Origin of the sequence: Ensifer sp. SSB1 (assembly GCF_016652895.1) — a bacterium.
GTDB lineage: Bacteria > Pseudomonadota > Alphaproteobacteria > Rhizobiales > Rhizobiaceae > Ensifer.
Genome location: NZ_JAEPRP010000075.1, coordinates 18300 through 32993, shown reverse-complemented (window position 1 = coordinate 32993; position 14694 = coordinate 18300). Strand labels below are relative to the sequence as shown.

Below are 14694 nucleotides of genomic sequence, written 5' to 3'. Positions count from 1 at the left end.
GCGCAGGGATTCCTGCGTGACTGCGGCAATATCCTGGCCGTCGATGCGGATGCGTCCGCTTTCGAGGTCGTAGAAGCGCAAGAGCAGGTTGACGAGGGTCGACTTGCCGGCGCCGGAGCGGCCGACGATGCCCACCTTTTCTCCGGGGCGAACGACGAGCGAGAAATCGTCGATGACGCGTTCGCCCTTCCCGTAATGAAAGCGCACGTGTTCGAAGCGGATTTCCGGCTGGCTGACGGCAAGCTCCGTGGCGCCGGGACGGTCGACGAGACCGATCGACTGCGACACCAGTTCGGCCGAGTTCTGGATCGTGCCGATGTTGCGCATGATCGAATTGAACTGCGTCATCATCCGGCCAAGCAGCATGTTTAGCCGCAGAACCAGCGCCAGGGTGAAGGCCACTGCCCCGGAACTGATCGAGCCGCCGAGCCAGAGATGGATCGAATAGACGGCGATGGCCGTGATCATCATGCCGGAAAGCAGCGCCAGCGACGCACGCACGGCCGTCAGAAGCCGCGTGAACGGAATGACCGCGCGCTGGAACCGGTCGAAGCCGGAGCGGATATAGCGGTCGTTCTCTTCATCGCGGCCGAAGAGCTTCAGCGTCTGGATATTGGAATAGGCATCGACCATGCGGCCATTCAGCATCGATGCCATTTCGGCCGTATCGCGGGCATGTTTGCGGATGCGCGGGACAAAGAAACGCGCGAGCGCCAGGAAGACGACGATCCAGAAGGCGACCATCGCCGCCAGGCGCCAATCGAGCTGCGCCACCAGCGCCATGGTCGACGCGGTGTAGATCACGATGAACCAGACGACCTGCAGCAGCGAGACGATGAGGTCACTGGTCGCCTGCGCCCCGGCCCAGACCTTGGTGACGATACGGCCGGAAAAATCGTTCTGGAAGAAGGTCAGCGACTGGCGGGCGACATGCACATAGGACTGCCAGCGCACAAGGTTGAGAAAGCCGGTAATGATCGATTGCTCTTCGACCAGCGCTGCCAGCGACACCGCAAGAAAGCGAAACACCATCACCGTCAAGAGCATGAACAGGAGTTCCGGCCCGTTGGCGGCGATCAGACCGCCCCAGCCGGCTTCCGGCTTCACCGTATCGAGAACGTCGACCAGCCGGCCGACGAAATAGAACAGCCCTGCTTCAAGCATCGCCACGAGGCCGCCGAGCACGGCCATCGCAATGAATGGCCCTTTCGCCTGGGTGGCGTAGAACCAGGCGAAACCCCACAGCGATTTCGGCGGCTGCAGGCGCTCGCGCGGCGCGAACGGCTTGATCCAGTTCTCGAAGAGGCTGACGATGGCGCTGAGCATGGTTCCGATATAGGCGGTTCGGTGGGAACAGCAATCGGTTTTGGTGCAATTGCTGATTACAAATGCGTAACGTGTGAAAGGTCAGCCCGCCGTTCGAAGGAACGGCGGGCTGCGTTTTTTACTCTGCCGCCTCTTCCTTCTCGACATCGTCGGCAATGAAGCCGCCGGACTGGCGAGACCAGAGATCGGCATAGAGGCCGCCATGAGCGACGAGTTCGGCATGCGAGCCCGTCTCGACGATGCGGCCGGCCTCGAGGATCACCAGCCGATCCATCTCCGTCAGGGTCGACAGACGATGGGCGATCGCGATCACCGTCTTGCCGGCCATCAGCGCGAACAGGTTCTCCTGGATTGCCTGTTCGACCTCGGAATCGAGCGCCGAGGTCGCCTCGTCGAGGATCAGGATCGGCGCGTCCTTGAGGAACACGCGCGCGATCGCGATGCGCTGGCGCTGGCCGCCCGAGAGCTTGACGCCGCGTTCACCGACCTGGGCATCCAGGCCCTTGCGGCCCTGGTTGTCCTCGAGCCCCTGAACGAAGTCCCAGGCATTCGCCTTCTTCGCCGCCGCGATGATCGCCTCGTCATCCGCTTCCGGATGTCCATAGGCGATGTTGTCGCGAATGGAGCGGTGCAGCAGCGAGGTATCCTGTGTAACGACACCGATCTGGGCGCGAAGGCTGTCCTGGGTGACGGTGGAGATATCCTTGCCGTCGATCCGGATCGCCCCGTCTTCCAGGTCGTAGAAGCGCAGCAGCAGGTTCATGAGCGTTGTTTTGCCGGCGCCGGAGCGGCCGACCAGACCGATCTTCTCGCCCGGCTTGATGTCGAGCTGCAGGTGATCGATGACGCCCTTGGCCTTGCCGTAGTGGAAGCGGATGTTGTCGAAGGCAATCGCCCCCTTCTCCGCCTTCAGCGCCTTGGCGTCCGGTTCGTCGACGATGTCATGCGCCTTGGTCATCATGCCGATGCCATCATAGACAGTGCCGATGTTCTCGAAGAGCGCCGAGACTTCCCACATGATCCATTGCGACATGCCGTTGATGCGCATCGCGAGACCGACGGCGATCGCAATCGCGCCGACCGAGATGGCACTGGTCAACCAGAGATGGATGCCGAGCGCTGCGATGGCAAAGAGCGCGATGCTGTTGTTGGCGTAAACCAGGATGTGGAACAGCGTCACCTTGCGCATCTGGCGATGCACGGTGCCAAGGAAGCTGTCCATGCCGTCCCGTGCATAACCTTCCTCGCGGCCGGCATGTGAGAAGAGCTTGACCGTGCCGATATTGGTGTAGCTGTCGACGATCCGTCCCGTCATCATCGAGCGCGCGTCCGCTTGCTCCTTGGAGATCTTTTGCAGTCGCGGCACGAAGTAGCTGACGATGCAGATGTAGATCGCAAGCCAGATGGTCAGCGGGATCACCAGACGCCAGTCGGCAGTCGTGACGACGGCGAGCATGGTCACGAAATAGCTGACGACATAGACGAAGACGTCGAGGATCTTCATCACCGTTTCGCGGACCGCCAGCGACGTCTGCATCACCTTCGTCGCGACGCGTCCGGCGAACTCGTTGGCAAAGAAGGTCATGCTCTGGCGCAGCAGATAGCGGTGCATCTGCCAGCGGGCGATCATCGGATAGTTGCCGAGCAGCACCTGGTGCATGATCAAGGAGTCGATTGCGACCAAGCCCGGCAGACCGATGAGGACCAGCGCGCCCATCCAGAAGAGCCGGCCGCCTTCGGCTGCAAGGAACGTCTCGCGGTTGGCGCTCGACAGCCAGTCGACCATGTTGCCGAGGAACTGGAACAGCGCCACCTCGCCGACGGCAATCAGCATGGTGCAGACGGACATGATGAGAAGCCACGGCACGGCCGGCTTGGAATAATGCCAGCAGAAGCCGAAAAGGCTTTTCGGCGGGAGCGTCGGCTCTTCCGCCGGGTATGGGTCAAGGCGGGATTCAAACCAGCCAAACATTGCATTTGCTCCTTCAGAGAATTTTGAAGGAAAGCGGGTTTCCCCGCGTTCTTATGATGAAAAAGTCAGTCCGGAAATGCAGCCCGAAAAAGGGCTTCGTCTTCCGGAGTTCCGGAAGCGCGTCAATCTCTTTTAAAAGATAGGTCGCGGAACCGGTCAGGCCAAACGGTGGCCCACTACTCCAGGACGGCGTGTCAACATCAATACATTCATGTTTGCCTCCGTCGGTTCGCGTTGAAGAGGCTCGATCTCTACCCCTATTTGCGCCGGCATGCCAGATTGTCGCAGGCTGTTTCTTGCACAATTTTTCATCGATTGCGTGTCTGTTGCCGTTTCGGCACAGATTAGCTTCAGCAATATGAGCGCCCTCAAAAGCAGGGAACGCCGGCCATTTCGCACTGGAGAAGCAGCATGAACGCTTCATCGGATAGGGCTCCTGATCTTCAAGGCAACGGCTTTGTCCTTCGCCGCCCTGACGACGGTGATGTCGATGCGCGCCTGAGGCTCGGCCGCGATCCGGAAATCTACCGGATGTTCGGCGCCGGTAGGTCGTTTCCCGGCCTTTTCGGTCACGGTGAGGCCGCCGCCTGGGTGACGCGGATCGCCGGTCATCCTACCGCCTGGATCATCGATCAGGGTGGCCTCATCGGAGAAGTGCGCCTCGATAACCTCAACCATCAGGATCGACGCGCGAGCTTCGCCATCGGCATTTTCGATCCGCAACGGCTGGGCAAGGGTCTTGGCACGGCGGTCACGAAGCGGGTATTGGCCTATGCCTTCGATGAACTTGCCCTTCACCGGGTCTCGCTCAGGGTTCTCGCCTTCAACGAACGGGCGATTGCCGCCTACGTCAAGTCCGGCTTCTCCGTCGAGGGCCGCGAACGCGAGTCGGCTCTGATCGACGGTGCGTGGCACGACGACATCATGATGGGCATCCTGGCTGTGGAGTTTGACGCGCGGCGGGATGGCCGCAAAAACGAGTGATCTGAAATGAGCAGCCTGCGCATCGCCCTCTACCAACCCGATATTCCAGGCAACACCGGCACGATCCTGCGCCTGGCCGCCTGTCTCGGCCTCTCCGTCGACGTGATCGAACCAGCCGGTTTCGACCTCTCCGACCGCAACCTGAAACGCGCCGGCATGGACTATATCGCTTCGGTCGCGCTCACCCGTCATGTCAACTGGGAGCACTTCGAGGCGTGGCGGGCTGCAAGCGGACGCCGGCTGGTGCTCGCCTCCACCAAGGCTGCCCTGCCCTATACCCGCTTCGAGTTCCGCCCCGATGATATCCTGCTTTTCGGGAGAGAGAGCGCCGGCGTTCCCGACCACGTGCACGAGCGCGCCGACGGGCGCATCTTGATCCCAATGGCAGAGGGCCAGCGCTCGCTCAACATCGCGATCTCCGCGGCGATGATCGCCGGCGAAGCGATCCGGCAAGTCTCTCCAGCCTGACAGAGCAAACATCGCCACCTCCTTGCCTGTTGGCCACGGCCGGCGCCGCTGAGCGCGAAACCGACCGCTGTCACGGCGGGCGCTACGCAGCCACTTCGTTGTAGGGCGCGCTCTTGCGCGCCTGCTTCAAGACGCGCGCCCACCAGGTCAGCCGGTCCATCATCAAAAACAGCGGCGCGCGCAATTCCTCGGGCTTGTAGAGGTTGCCGGCGGCATCGAATTTCGACCACGCCTTGGGGAACGTGATCCCGTCGCGCAGCGTCACCGTATGCAGTTCGCCGAAAACCTGGCGTAGCTGCTCGACAGCGCGAATGCCGCCAGAGGCGCCACCATAAGAGACGAAGCAAACCGGCTTGGCCTGCCAGGGCTCGTAGACCGAGTCGATCAGTTCTTTCAGCGCGGCCGGATAGCCGTGATTGTACTCGGGCGTGACGATGACGAAGGCATCAGCCTCGGCGATCTTGCGTTCGAGCCACTCGCCGGGATTGACCGCCGCCCCGAGCCCACGCGACGTGCGGAGCCGCGCCGGGTCGATCACCGTCAACGTAAAGGTCTCCGAAGCCGAAAGCTCCCGGATCAGCCAGTTTGCGACGGTATCGCAGAAGCGACCCTGGCGCGCACTGCCATAGATCACGGCAAGGGTCATTTTCTCAGTCATGGGGATCAAGCTCCTGTTGTCTGCATCATGGAGCCAATGCTATAGAACCTCAACAATAGTTGAGGTCAATAGCCATCATGACAATTGTGAAAAGCAGCGAATTGCGGCGCGAGCTGACGGTCGGCGAAGTCGCGGAACGAAGCGGCGTCGCCGTCTCCACCCTCCACTTCTACGAGGCCAAAGGACTGATCCGCAGCAACCGTACCCGCGGCAACCAGCGCCGCTATCCGCGCAGCGTGCTTCGACGCGTCGCGGTCATCAAGGTCGCACAGCGCACCGGCATTCCCCTGTCTGAGATTCAGAACGCTTTGTCGGTCTTGCCGGACGATCGTCCGCTGACCGTTGAGGATTGGGGCAAGTTGTCCGAAAACTGGCGCGAACAGCTGAACGAACGCATTACCAACCTGATGGCCTTGCGCGATCACCTGACGAGCTGCATCGGCTGCGGCTGCCTGTCACTGCGGGAATGTCCGCTGCGCAATCCGCACGACGTTCTCTCGATGGAAGGCGCCGGACCGCGACTGATGGATGAAGACACGCAACCTTGAGGAGCGAACGGCTAATCCGCCGTCGGCAGGCGGCGCATGGTGAACTCGATCTCGTCGCCATCGAGCTGGCGCCAGCTCTCGACCTCGGTCCAGTAGGCAGCTTTCGGCCAGGTATCAAACCATTCCCGGGCCTTCGCACGGGCGGCACTGCGATCGAGACGAAAGGTTTCCCGCACGAAAAGGCCATCGCCTCGTGTGCGGTTGTCCCGGCGATGCCGGGCGATCTGCCGCCGCAAACCATCAAGCGGCGGGCCTGCAGGTATTCTTGCCATGGGCTATACCTCTAACTGCTAAGATAGTGACGGCGCTCACCCTTTGCCAGAGGCTTGTTCGAGAGCGGGATTTCGCTGACCATCGGTGCTGTCGGCGCGGCAGACCGCCCAAGGTGCTGGACCGCCGTTGCCATCGGCGCGAAAGTATGAACTGTGGCGACTTCAATAGAATCGGCGGCATTTCATCGGGAAATCCCGCCAACAGGACGCAATTTTCCATGGAACGACCGCAGCTCCCCCCGGGCCTCCCCGCAGATATCGAAGACAAGAAGGCCGAGGCGCGCGCGTGGTTCGAAGGACTGCGCGACACCATCTGCGCTGCCTTTGAAGCGATCGAGGATGACCTGACCGGTCCGCTCTCCGACCGTGCGCCCGGACGTTTCGCCGCCAAGGAATGGAGCCGCGACGATGGCAAGGGCGGCGGTGGCCGCATGTCGATGATGGAAGGCCGTGTCTTCGAAAAGGTGGGCGTCCATACGTCGACGGTCTACGGCGAATTCTCCCCGGAGTTCCGCAGCCAGATCCCGGGCGCTGCCGAGGATCCGCGCTTCTGGGCTTCGGGCATTTCGCTGATCGCCCATCCTGTGAACCCCAATGTGCCGGCCGTTCATATGAACACCCGCATGGTGGTGACGACCAGCAACTGGTTCGGCGGTGGCGCCGACCTGACGCCGGTGCTCGATCGCCGCCGCGTCACGACCGATGCCGACACGCAGCTCTTCCATCGCGCCATGGAAATCACCTGCAGCCGTCATGCGGTCGCCGACCATGCCAAGTTCAAGAAGTGGTGCGACGACTATTTCTTCCTGCCGCACCGTAACGAGCCGCGCGGTACTGGCGGCATCTTCTACGATTGGCTGCATTCGGCGGAGGAACAGGGCGGCTGGGACGCGGACTTCGCCTTCACCCGCGATGTGGGCAAGGCGTTCGCCCTCGTCTACCCGAAGATCGTGCGCAGCAACTTCAATGCGCCCTGGACCGAGGAAGATCGGGACGAACAGCTCGTACGGCGCGGTCGCGATGTGGAGTTCAACCTGCTCTACGACCGCGGCACGATCTTTGGCCTGAAGACCGGCGGCAATGTCGAGTCGATCCTGTCGTCGCTGCCCCCGGTGGTGCGCTGGCCGTAAGCCAAGGGCGGAGAGCGTTTCGCCGATCGCGAACGCCCTCTCCCTGCATCAATTGCATATGCGGACCTTCTTCAGGATGACCGCGCCATAGGCGCCATAAGTCTTGACGGTTTTGACGACACAACTGGGCTTGCAGCCATAGCTGTAGTTCCCTGCCTGTGCCGGCGTACCCAAGGCAAGAGCCGTCACGATCGCCAGAGCCATGGCGAAAAAAGAACCGCGCATCGATATGTCCCCTGCATGCTGATTGTGGCCGCGACAGATCCCGTCGCTTGAAAACAGACATGGCACGGCTGACGATTTCCCGCTGTTTCGAATGAAACAGTCGAACAAACCGGAGCATCCGGCGTTTCCTCTGCGTTGAGCGAGGTGGATGCGATGATTTTCAAGAAACGGACATTCTACGGCGATGAACCGGAGCGCTTGACGCCCGAGCATCCGGCTGAACTGGAGCGCCGCGTCGCCCACTTTCTGGCGGTCGCGCCCGGCCTCGATGCCGCCGATGTAACGGTGACGGCCAAGGGCAACACGATCATCCTTGCCGGCTTCGTCGCGACGGCAGCCGAAGCCATGCGCGCCGAAGAGGCGACAAAACAGATGCAGGGCGTGGCGGAAGTCATCAACCGGATCGAGCCGGTTGGCACTGAATAGGCGTCGTCAGATCGAGCCGAGCGTCCAGCTGACGATCTCGGCCGAAACGCTTGCGAAAGCCTGGTCCATTGCCTTGATGAAGGCCGGGTTTCCTGCGCCCTTGACGCTGGCGGTCGCGCGAAACGCCTTTTGCGCCCGCACCGTACCGTTACGGTCGTTGAGGATCTTGGCGAAGATTTCGACGATCGCCGTGTCCGCACCTTCCGTCGAGACCTCGAAGGCGCGGATTTCGGTGATCACCTGATAATCGATCGCCAGCCCCTGGCCCGGCTTGCCGACGCCGCCGACCTTGCCGGTGTCCTCGAAGGCCTGCACCAGCTTCGACTGCACCAGCTTCGGCAGTCGGTCGCTCCATTGTGCCTTGGAGAGATATTGCAGCTCGGATCCGGACAGACGGATGACGACCTGGTCGCTGTCGAGCGCCTTCAGTGCCGTTGGTTCCGGCACGAGGATTTGCTTGCCTGTGGAGGCACGTCCTTCGACGGCTGGCGACGCCGAAAGACTGTATGTGTCATTGACCGCTTTTGTACCGCAGCCGGCAAGGCCTGCTGCCAGCATGAAAATCAGGGCGGAGCGCCGCGCTCCCGCTACTCGCATACCAACCAGCCCCTGAAAACTCATACTGCCAATACCCTTGTCCCACGCACCTTGGCGCCCCCTCGATCGAAAGCACACCGTCTGGCCCTAAGCTGGTCCCGCCACGCCCCGACTCAACGCCGGGTGCGACCATCATATTGTTTTACTGTCTCGCCGCCAAAGAGAAGACGCTGCGGGTTCTTGTCGAAGGTGGAGATCGTGTTTTCCAGGCTCTGGACCGTCCGTCGCGTATCGGTGACGAGCGCTTCGACGTCGCGCAGGCCGGAGCCCGAGAAGCGCCGCAAGTTGTCGGCGATCGGTCCGATCTGCGCGTTGAGCGTGTCTGCCACCTTGCGGAAGGATTCGAGCGTCGCGCGCGCCTCGGCCGAAAGCGACGGGGCATCCGCATCGCCCAGGAAGCCGTCGACCTTGACGAGGATGCTGTCGACCCGGTTGGCCGAATTGTTCAGCTTGCTCGCCAGTTGGGTGACATCGGTGATCGTGCGGTCGATGTCCTCCTGCCGGGCGGTAATCTTCGAGGCGAACTCAGAAATATTGGCAACGGTCTTGCGGGCGTCGGCGGTCGCTGCAGTGATGTCGTTGACGACGAGCTCGACCTTCTCCTTGTCGACCGAGGCCACCAGCGTATCGACCCGCTCCAGCGTCTTCTGGGCATTCTTGCCGAACTGCTCGTAAGTTTCGACCGTGCGTCGGAATGCGGCAACCGTTTCGGAAACGCCGCCTGAAGCGGCCTTCAGGTCGTTGCTGATCTGCTCGACGTTCGAGACGATGTGGTCGATCTTCTTCGGATCCACGGACTTCACCAGGGCATCGGCAGATTCAAGAGTCGAATCGAGTTTCTTGGAGGCTGCGCTGACCGAGCCCGAAAGCTCCGTCACGCTCCTCAGGAAGTCGTCGATCGCACCGGAATTGTTGGCGAGCGCGGTGGAAAACTTCTCCGCATTGCCGATCGTATTTGTCAGCGGGCCGCGCACGTCCGTTACGAAGCCCTGAATGTCGGTGATTGCGTTGTTGGCCCGGTCCATGATCTGGTCGGCCGTTGCGAGCAGGCTGGTCACGCTCGACTGATCCGCAAGGATGCGTGCCTGCGTGCCTTTTTCGATCGCGGTCTTCAGGATGTTCTCGTCGCCATTGCGACCGCCGCTAAGCTCGATGTAGGCCGCGCCCGTCAGCCCCTGCACTTCCAACGTTGCCTTGGTCGACTTCAGCACCGGCGCATCGACGGAGACCTCGGTGACGGCGATCGAATAGCGTGGATCATTGGCGTCGATCGCAAGATTGCGCACCGTGCCGACGGCAATGCCGTTGAAGCGCACCGGCGAACCGACGGAAAGACCGTTGGCGGAACCCGGAATATTGACCACAAGCTCCACCATCTCGCCGCTGCGGCCATATTGCGACATCCAGTAGACGAAGCCGAATGCGGCCGCGATCACGAACACCGTGAAGAAACCGACAATGGCGTAGTTCGCTTTCGTTTCCATTCGTACCGACTACCTTCGTGGCCGCTTCACCGGCTCTACCTCGTATCTCGACGCCTGGGCGCCAAAACCGCATTCACTGGAGCGCCGTGTGTTCAAATGAACCCACGAAGAACCTCTTGCATTTCAGTTTCCGGCGCATCTTTCGGCTCCCAAGCGATTGGCTTGAGCACCGGATGCTCCCAGTCATGGATCGTGGCGTACGATCGCTCGAGCCCGCTTGCCACGGAAATAGGACTGCACCCAAGGGTCGTCGCAGGCCAGCATGTCTTCTACCGTACCCTCCACTAGCACCCTCTTCTTGCCGAGAACCGCGATGCGGTCGCAGACGGAAAAGAGGCTGTCGAGGTCGTGAGTCACCATATACACGGTCAATCCCAGCGTGTCGCGCAGCTTGGCGATGAGCTCGTCGAACTCCGCGGCACCGATCGGATCGAGGCCCGAGGTCGGCTCGTCGAGGAAGACCAGATCGGGATCGAGCGCCAGCGCCCGGGCGAGAGCCGCGCGCTTGATCATGCCGCCCGAAAGCTCGGACGGATATTTCTCCGCTGCTTCCGGCGCAAGGCCCACGAGCTCTATCTTCACCCGTGCCAGTTCGTCCATCAGGCTCTGCGGCAGATCGAGGTATTCCCGCATCGGCACCTGGATGTTTTCGCGTACCGTCAGCGCCGAAAAGAGCGCGCCGTGCTGGAAGAGAACGCCGAGGCGCATATCGAGCGCGATGCGTTCACCCTCGGTGATCTTGTCGTAGTCGGCGCCCAGGATCTCGATCTTGCCGGAACGCTTTGCCAGCAACCTGAGCACGGTGCGCATCAGCACCGATTTTCCGGTTCCGGACGCGCCGACGAAGCCGAGGATTTCGCCCCGGTAGATTTCGAGGTTCAGCTTGTCGAGCACGATGTTGGAGCCGAAGCCGACCGTCAGGTCACGGACGGAAAGCACCGACTCGCGCCCGTCTGCTTCCGTCGCCTGATCTTCCTCATGTCGTTTTTCGACTGCGCTCACGCTGTTCCCCGCCTTAAAAATTGATTGCTGCGTAGAACATGGCAAAGAGGCCATCGATCAGGATCACCACGAAGATCGATTTGACCACCGAAGAGGTCACATGCCGGCCGAGCGATTCGGCGCTGCCGCCGACCTTCAACCCCTCGACGGCTGCGACCACGCCGATGATGAGCGCCATGAACGGCGCCTTGATCATGCCGGCAGCGACCGACGAAAAATCGACCGCTTCCTGCAGCCGCGCAAGGAAGGTCGGGATCGTGATGCCCGAATAGCCCCAGGCGACCAGGGCCGCGCCGGTCAAGGCGGCGAAGTTCGCGATGATCGTCAGCAGCGGCAGTGCAACGGTGAGCGCGACGAGGCGCGGAAAGACGAGGACGCCGATCGGGCTCAGCCCCATCACCTTCAGCGCGTCCACTTCCTCACGCATCTTCATCGAGCCGATTTCGGCGGTGATGGCGCTGCCTGAGCGGCCGGCGATCATGATCGCCGTCAGGAGAACGCCGATTTCGCGCAATTGCAGGATGCCGACGAGATCGACGACGAAGACTTCGGCGCCGAAGTAGCGCAGCTGGAACGCGCCCTGCTGTGCAATGATCGCCCCGATCAGGAAAGACATCAGCGTGATGATCGGTACCGCCATCACGCCCATCCGGTCGATCTGATGAACGATCGCCGCCGGCGAGACGCCGCTGTGCCGGCCGAGCTTGAGCTGGGCGCCGCGCACCGCGGACCCCAGAATGTACATGGCCGCGACGATATCGTCCCAGGTCGCCACCATCGCCTCGCCGACCGGCGCGAAAATACGCTGGAACAACGGAACGCGCCCATTGCCTTTTTCCGGCGCGCGCAGTTCCGCCGGCAAGGCGTCGATAAGCTCGATATACCGCTGCCCGCCCTCGGCAAAATGCACGTCGTCGCGCGAAGTGCCGGCAATGCGGGTCATGAAGCGTCGGATGATCCAGGCACCAGCCGTATCCATCGCCGTCACGCCGGAGAGATCGAACTGCGTGACGCCATCGCTCTTGCGTGCGAGGCCATCGAGCTTCTTGGCCATGGCTTCCGCAGTTTCATGCCGCCAGGTGCCCGTGAAGACATAGCTTTGCCCACCGGTACTTTCGGCCAGTTCGACATCGGCGGTAAGCTTGCGGGCGGATTGCGTCACGTGGTTTCGGTTTTCCTGATTTGCGATCGCATAATCCTTTAAATCGAAATCGACCTAACGACAGAATTATGCAGCAGACCTAAAGTGTTACAGCGACCTTTATGCGTCTCAACGCGCGGCGCCGTAAAGATTCGTAAATGCTTGCACCGTCATAACGGCTCGCACCGTAGCTGTCACCCGCACGTTGGGCCGGCGGCGATGCCGGACCCTCAGATTGCTCGCCGGAGACGCTTTCATGTCACTTTCCCTCGATGCTTCAGTGGAACATTTCCCGATCGCAGGCACCTTCACGATCTCGCGTGGCTCCAAGACGACGGCAAGCGTCGTCACCTGCCGAATCAGCGACGGCACCCACACCGGCGCCGGCGAGTGCGTGCCCTATGGACGCTATGGCGAAACGATCGAATCGGTACTTTCCGAGATTGCCGCCATACGCCCGCATATCGAGGCGGGCCTCAGCCGCGTCGAGTTACAGCGCCAGATGAAGCCGGGTGCCGCCCGCAACGCCGTCGATTGCGCACTATGGGATCTCGAGGCCAAGCAGAAAAACAAGGCCGTTCATATACTTGCAGGCATTCCCTCGCCTCAGGAATTGACCACCGCCTACACATTGTCGCTTGCCGAACCGGATGCAATGCGCGAGCAGGCCGCAAAATACGCCCACCGTGCCCTGCTCAAGATCAAGGTCGGCACGCCGGACGATGCCGCGCGTATCCGCGCCGTACGGGCCGGCGCGCCGAAGAGCCGCATCATTCTCGATGCCAATGAAGGCTGGACGCCGGAAACGCTTGCCTATCATTTTGCGATCTGCGCGGAGGAGCGCATCGACCTGATCGAGCAGCCGCTCCCTGCCGGGTGCGACGAGGCACTGGCGACGATAGCCCGGCCCGTCCCCATCTGCGCGGATGAAAGCGTGCACGCGACCGGCGACCTTGCCGCCCTCGTCGGCCGCTACGATGCCGTCAACATCAAGCTCGACAAGACCGGCGGTCTCACCGAGGCGCTGCGAATGCGCGATCAGGCGACCGCACTTGGCCTGAAGATCATGGTCGGTTGCATGGTCGGCAGCTCGCTGGCGATGGCGCCGGCAATCCTTGTCGCCCAGGGCGCCGATTTCGTCGACCTCGACGGGCCGCTGTTGCTCGCCGAAGATCGCACGCCGGGCCTACGCTACGAGGCGTCGCTGGTCTTCCCGCCGGAACCGCGTCTCTGGGGCTGAAGGTACCAGGCGGCGACCGCGAAGCAGCAGCCGGCAAAGGCAACGACCGACATCGAGTAGAAGCCCTTTACACCGTACCAGGCATAGAAATAGCCGGACAGGAACGTGAAGATCGCGGTGAAGATGCCGGTATAGAAGAAATAGAGCCCCTGGGCGGACGCCTCCTGCGACTCCACCACCCGCTCCACCAGCTTGTGCTGCATGCCCGTGTGCATGATCGCATAGGTGAAGGCATGGAAGCACTGGAGGATGAAGTAGCCGCTGAAGCCGAGATCCATCGGGAAGATGATCCAGCGCACCACGGCGAGAAAGCAGCCGGACAGGATCATCACCCAGACGCTGAAACGACGGCTGATCGCCTTGGCGAAGATGAACATCGTCACCTCAGCCGCCACGCCCGCACTCCAGAGCAGGCCGATTTCGGTACCGCTATAGCCGATGTGCTGCCAATAGATCGCCGAGAAAGCGAAGAGCATCGCATGGCTGGCGTTCACCAGCGTCACACCGATCAACAGCAGTTGCAGGTCGAGCTGTCGCAGCGACTTCGGCGGCGGCTCGGTGAGCGCGGTGATCGGTGACGGCCGGCGGGGCTTGCCGACCCGGGGTGCCCCATACGCCATGGCGATGGTCAGCCCGAACCCGATCGCCATGGCCGGTAGCACCATGTCGCTGCCGAAGATACCGACCATCCAGCCGCCGATCATCGTCGCTCCGATGAACGCAACCGAGCCCCAGAGCCGCATATGGGCATAATCGAAACCCCAGCGGCGCACGCCCGATAGCGCAATCGCCTCGACGATCGGCACATAGGGCGAATAGACGGCCGATTGCAGTGTGTAGATGACCAGCACCGGCCAGAAGTCGCGGAAGTAGAAGAGCACCAGGGCGGTCGCCAGCGACAGGCACCCGGACCAGATCAGCACGATCGCACGCTCGCCGAGACGGTCGGCAATGACGCCCGCGATCGGCGCGGTGATGACGCGCACGAACATCGGCAGCGCCAGCACGACGCCGATCTCGAAGTCGGTCATCGAGAGCGTGCTGAGCCACATCGGAAAATACGGCATCGCGAAGCCGTTGACGATTAGCGGCGCGCAGAAGAGCAAGGCGATGCGAAGCGCGAAATGGCGCGGCGGAGGGCCCACATATGCGGGCGCTGAGGAGGGAATCATCGGCTGACCTGGATGGCTGTACGTGATCTCTAGCACAGCCCGGGCATGG

At 61.8% G+C, this 14694-nt stretch carries 16 protein-coding genes; 6 read left to right on the top strand and 10 right to left on the bottom strand.

The window, feature by feature from the left end:
- A partial coding sequence (locus tag I8N66_RS19155) for an ABC transporter ATP-binding protein (RefSeq protein ID WP_291156692.1) occupies positions 1-1326 on the bottom strand: 1326 nt, incomplete at its 3' end.
- Between the two features lie 118 nt (positions 1327-1444).
- A complete protein-coding gene (locus I8N66_RS19150) occupies positions 1445-3298 on the bottom strand; it encodes an ABC transporter ATP-binding protein (RefSeq protein WP_291156689.1) in 1854 nt (617 codons plus the stop codon).
- Between the two features lie 411 nt (positions 3299-3709).
- Here I8N66_RS19150 and I8N66_RS19145 point away from each other — a divergent pair, with 411 nt between their 5' ends.
- Together I8N66_RS19145 and I8N66_RS19140 are read left to right on the top strand one after the other, a co-directional pair.
- Positions 3710-4282 carry a GNAT family protein gene (locus tag I8N66_RS19145; protein ID WP_291156686.1) on the top strand — a complete coding sequence of 191 codons (573 nt, stop codon included), beginning with the start codon at positions 3710-3712 and terminating at the stop codon, positions 4280-4282.
- A 6-nt stretch (positions 4283-4288) separates the two neighbouring features.
- Positions 4289-4750, top strand: coding sequence for a tRNA (cytidine(34)-2'-O)-methyltransferase (locus tag I8N66_RS19140; protein ID WP_291156683.1), 462 nt, complete (start codon positions 4289-4291; stop codon positions 4748-4750).
- A gap of 82 nt (positions 4751-4832) precedes the next feature.
- On the opposite strand, the gene I8N66_RS19135 is transcribed toward I8N66_RS19140, so the two are convergent.
- Complete coding sequence (locus tag I8N66_RS19135; RefSeq protein ID WP_223727501.1) at positions 4833-5408, bottom strand: NADPH-dependent FMN reductase; 576 nt, start codon at positions 5406-5408, stop codon at positions 4833-4835.
- A gap of 77 nt (positions 5409-5485) precedes the next feature.
- Here I8N66_RS19135 and soxR point away from each other — a divergent pair, with 77 nt between their 5' ends.
- Positions 5486-5956 carry a redox-sensitive transcriptional activator SoxR gene (soxR, locus tag I8N66_RS19130; protein ID WP_291156678.1) on the top strand — a complete coding sequence of 157 codons (471 nt, stop codon included), beginning with the start codon at positions 5486-5488 and terminating at the stop codon, positions 5954-5956.
- 11 nt (positions 5957-5967) lie between these two features.
- Here the strand turns inward: soxR and I8N66_RS19125 are convergent, their stop codons facing one another.
- Positions 5968-6228: a hypothetical protein gene (locus I8N66_RS19125; protein ID WP_113540085.1), complete on the bottom strand. Its 261-nt coding sequence runs from the start codon at positions 6226-6228 to the stop codon at positions 5968-5970.
- Between the two features lie 218 nt (positions 6229-6446).
- Here I8N66_RS19125 and hemF point away from each other — a divergent pair, with 218 nt between their 5' ends.
- Entirely contained in the window at positions 6447-7358 is a 912-nt protein-coding gene (gene hemF, locus I8N66_RS19120; protein WP_291156674.1) for an oxygen-dependent coproporphyrinogen oxidase, read from the top strand.
- Positions 7359-7406: 48 nt separating this feature from the next.
- Here hemF and I8N66_RS19115 read toward each other — a convergent pair whose 3' ends face one another.
- Positions 7407-7583 carry a hypothetical protein gene (locus I8N66_RS19115; protein WP_162768895.1) on the bottom strand — a complete coding sequence of 59 codons (177 nt, stop codon included), beginning with the start codon at positions 7581-7583 and terminating at the stop codon, positions 7407-7409.
- 153 nt (positions 7584-7736) lie between these two features.
- Between I8N66_RS19115 and I8N66_RS19110 the strand changes: the two genes are divergently transcribed.
- A complete protein-coding gene (locus tag I8N66_RS19110) occupies positions 7737-8009 on the top strand; it encodes a BON domain-containing protein (protein ID WP_113540142.1) in 273 nt (90 codons plus the stop codon).
- A 6-nt stretch (positions 8010-8015) separates the two neighbouring features.
- Here the strand turns inward: I8N66_RS19110 and I8N66_RS19105 are convergent, their stop codons facing one another.
- The 4 genes from I8N66_RS19105 to I8N66_RS19090 form a co-directional block, all read right to left on the bottom strand.
- Positions 8016-8630, bottom strand: coding sequence for an ABC-type transport auxiliary lipoprotein family protein (locus I8N66_RS19105; RefSeq protein WP_113540087.1), 615 nt, complete (start codon positions 8628-8630; stop codon positions 8016-8018).
- 89 nt (positions 8631-8719) lie between these two features.
- On the bottom strand, positions 8720-10090 hold the full coding sequence (locus I8N66_RS19100; RefSeq protein ID WP_113540088.1) for an MlaD family protein: 1371 nt from the start codon (positions 10088-10090) through the stop codon (positions 8720-8722).
- Positions 10091-10273: 183 nt separating this feature from the next.
- Complete coding sequence (locus I8N66_RS19095) at positions 10274-11092, bottom strand: ABC transporter ATP-binding protein (protein ID WP_113540089.1); 819 nt, start codon at positions 11090-11092, stop codon at positions 10274-10276.
- 13 nt (positions 11093-11105) lie between these two features.
- Positions 11106-12254 (bottom strand): ABC transporter permease, encoded by a 1149-nt coding sequence (locus I8N66_RS19090; protein WP_113540090.1) that lies wholly within the window; start codon positions 12252-12254, stop codon positions 11106-11108.
- A 235-nt stretch (positions 12255-12489) separates the two neighbouring features.
- Here I8N66_RS19090 and dgcA point away from each other — a divergent pair, with 235 nt between their 5' ends.
- On the top strand, positions 12490-13473 hold the full coding sequence (gene dgcA / locus I8N66_RS19085) for an N-acetyl-D-Glu racemase DgcA (RefSeq protein WP_113540091.1): 984 nt from the start codon (positions 12490-12492) through the stop codon (positions 13471-13473).
- Here dgcA and I8N66_RS19080 read toward each other — a convergent pair.
- Positions 13425-14645 (bottom strand): MFS transporter, encoded by a 1221-nt coding sequence (locus I8N66_RS19080; RefSeq protein WP_113540143.1) that lies wholly within the window; start codon positions 14643-14645, stop codon positions 13425-13427. The genes dgcA and I8N66_RS19080 overlap by 49 nt on opposite strands.
- Between the last annotated feature and the right edge of the window lie 49 nt (positions 14646-14694).

Excerpts from the sequence above, each read along its gene's own strand:
- I8N66_RS19140 (WP_291156683.1), top strand. The coding sequence starts at position 4,289 with ATGAGCAGCCTGCGCATCGCCCTCTACCAACCCGATATTCCAGGCAAC.
- hemF (WP_291156674.1), top strand. The coding sequence starts at position 6,447 with ATGGAACGACCGCAGCTCCCCCCGGGCCTCCCCGCAGATATCGAAGAC.
- I8N66_RS19100 (WP_113540088.1), bottom strand. The coding sequence starts at position 10,090 with ATGGAAACGAAAGCGAACTACGCCATTGTCGGTTTCTTCACGGTGTTC.
- I8N66_RS19125 (WP_113540085.1), bottom strand. The coding sequence starts at position 6,228 with ATGGCAAGAATACCTGCAGGCCCGCCGCTTGATGGTTTGCGGCGGCAG.
- dgcA (WP_113540091.1), top strand. The coding sequence starts at position 12,490 with ATGTCACTTTCCCTCGATGCTTCAGTGGAACATTTCCCGATCGCAGGC.
- I8N66_RS19105 (WP_113540087.1), bottom strand. The coding sequence starts at position 8,630 with ATGAGTTTTCAGGGGCTGGTTGGTATGCGAGTAGCGGGAGCGCGGCGC.
- I8N66_RS19150 (WP_291156689.1), bottom strand. The coding sequence starts at position 3,298 with ATGTTTGGCTGGTTTGAATCCCGCCTTGACCCATACCCGGCGGAAGAG.
- I8N66_RS19115 (WP_162768895.1), bottom strand. The coding sequence starts at position 7,583 with ATGCGCGGTTCTTTTTTCGCCATGGCTCTGGCGATCGTGACGGCTCTT.
- I8N66_RS19110 (WP_113540142.1), top strand. The coding sequence starts at position 7,737 with ATGATTTTCAAGAAACGGACATTCTACGGCGATGAACCGGAGCGCTTG.
- I8N66_RS19080 (WP_113540143.1), bottom strand. The coding sequence starts at position 14,645 with ATGATTCCCTCCTCAGCGCCCGCATATGTGGGCCCTCCGCCGCGCCAT.
- soxR (WP_291156678.1), top strand. The coding sequence starts at position 5,486 with ATGACAATTGTGAAAAGCAGCGAATTGCGGCGCGAGCTGACGGTCGGC.
- I8N66_RS19135 (WP_223727501.1), bottom strand. The coding sequence starts at position 5,408 with ATGACTGAGAAAATGACCCTTGCCGTGATCTATGGCAGTGCGCGCCAG.
- I8N66_RS19145 (WP_291156686.1), top strand. The coding sequence starts at position 3,710 with ATGAACGCTTCATCGGATAGGGCTCCTGATCTTCAAGGCAACGGCTTT.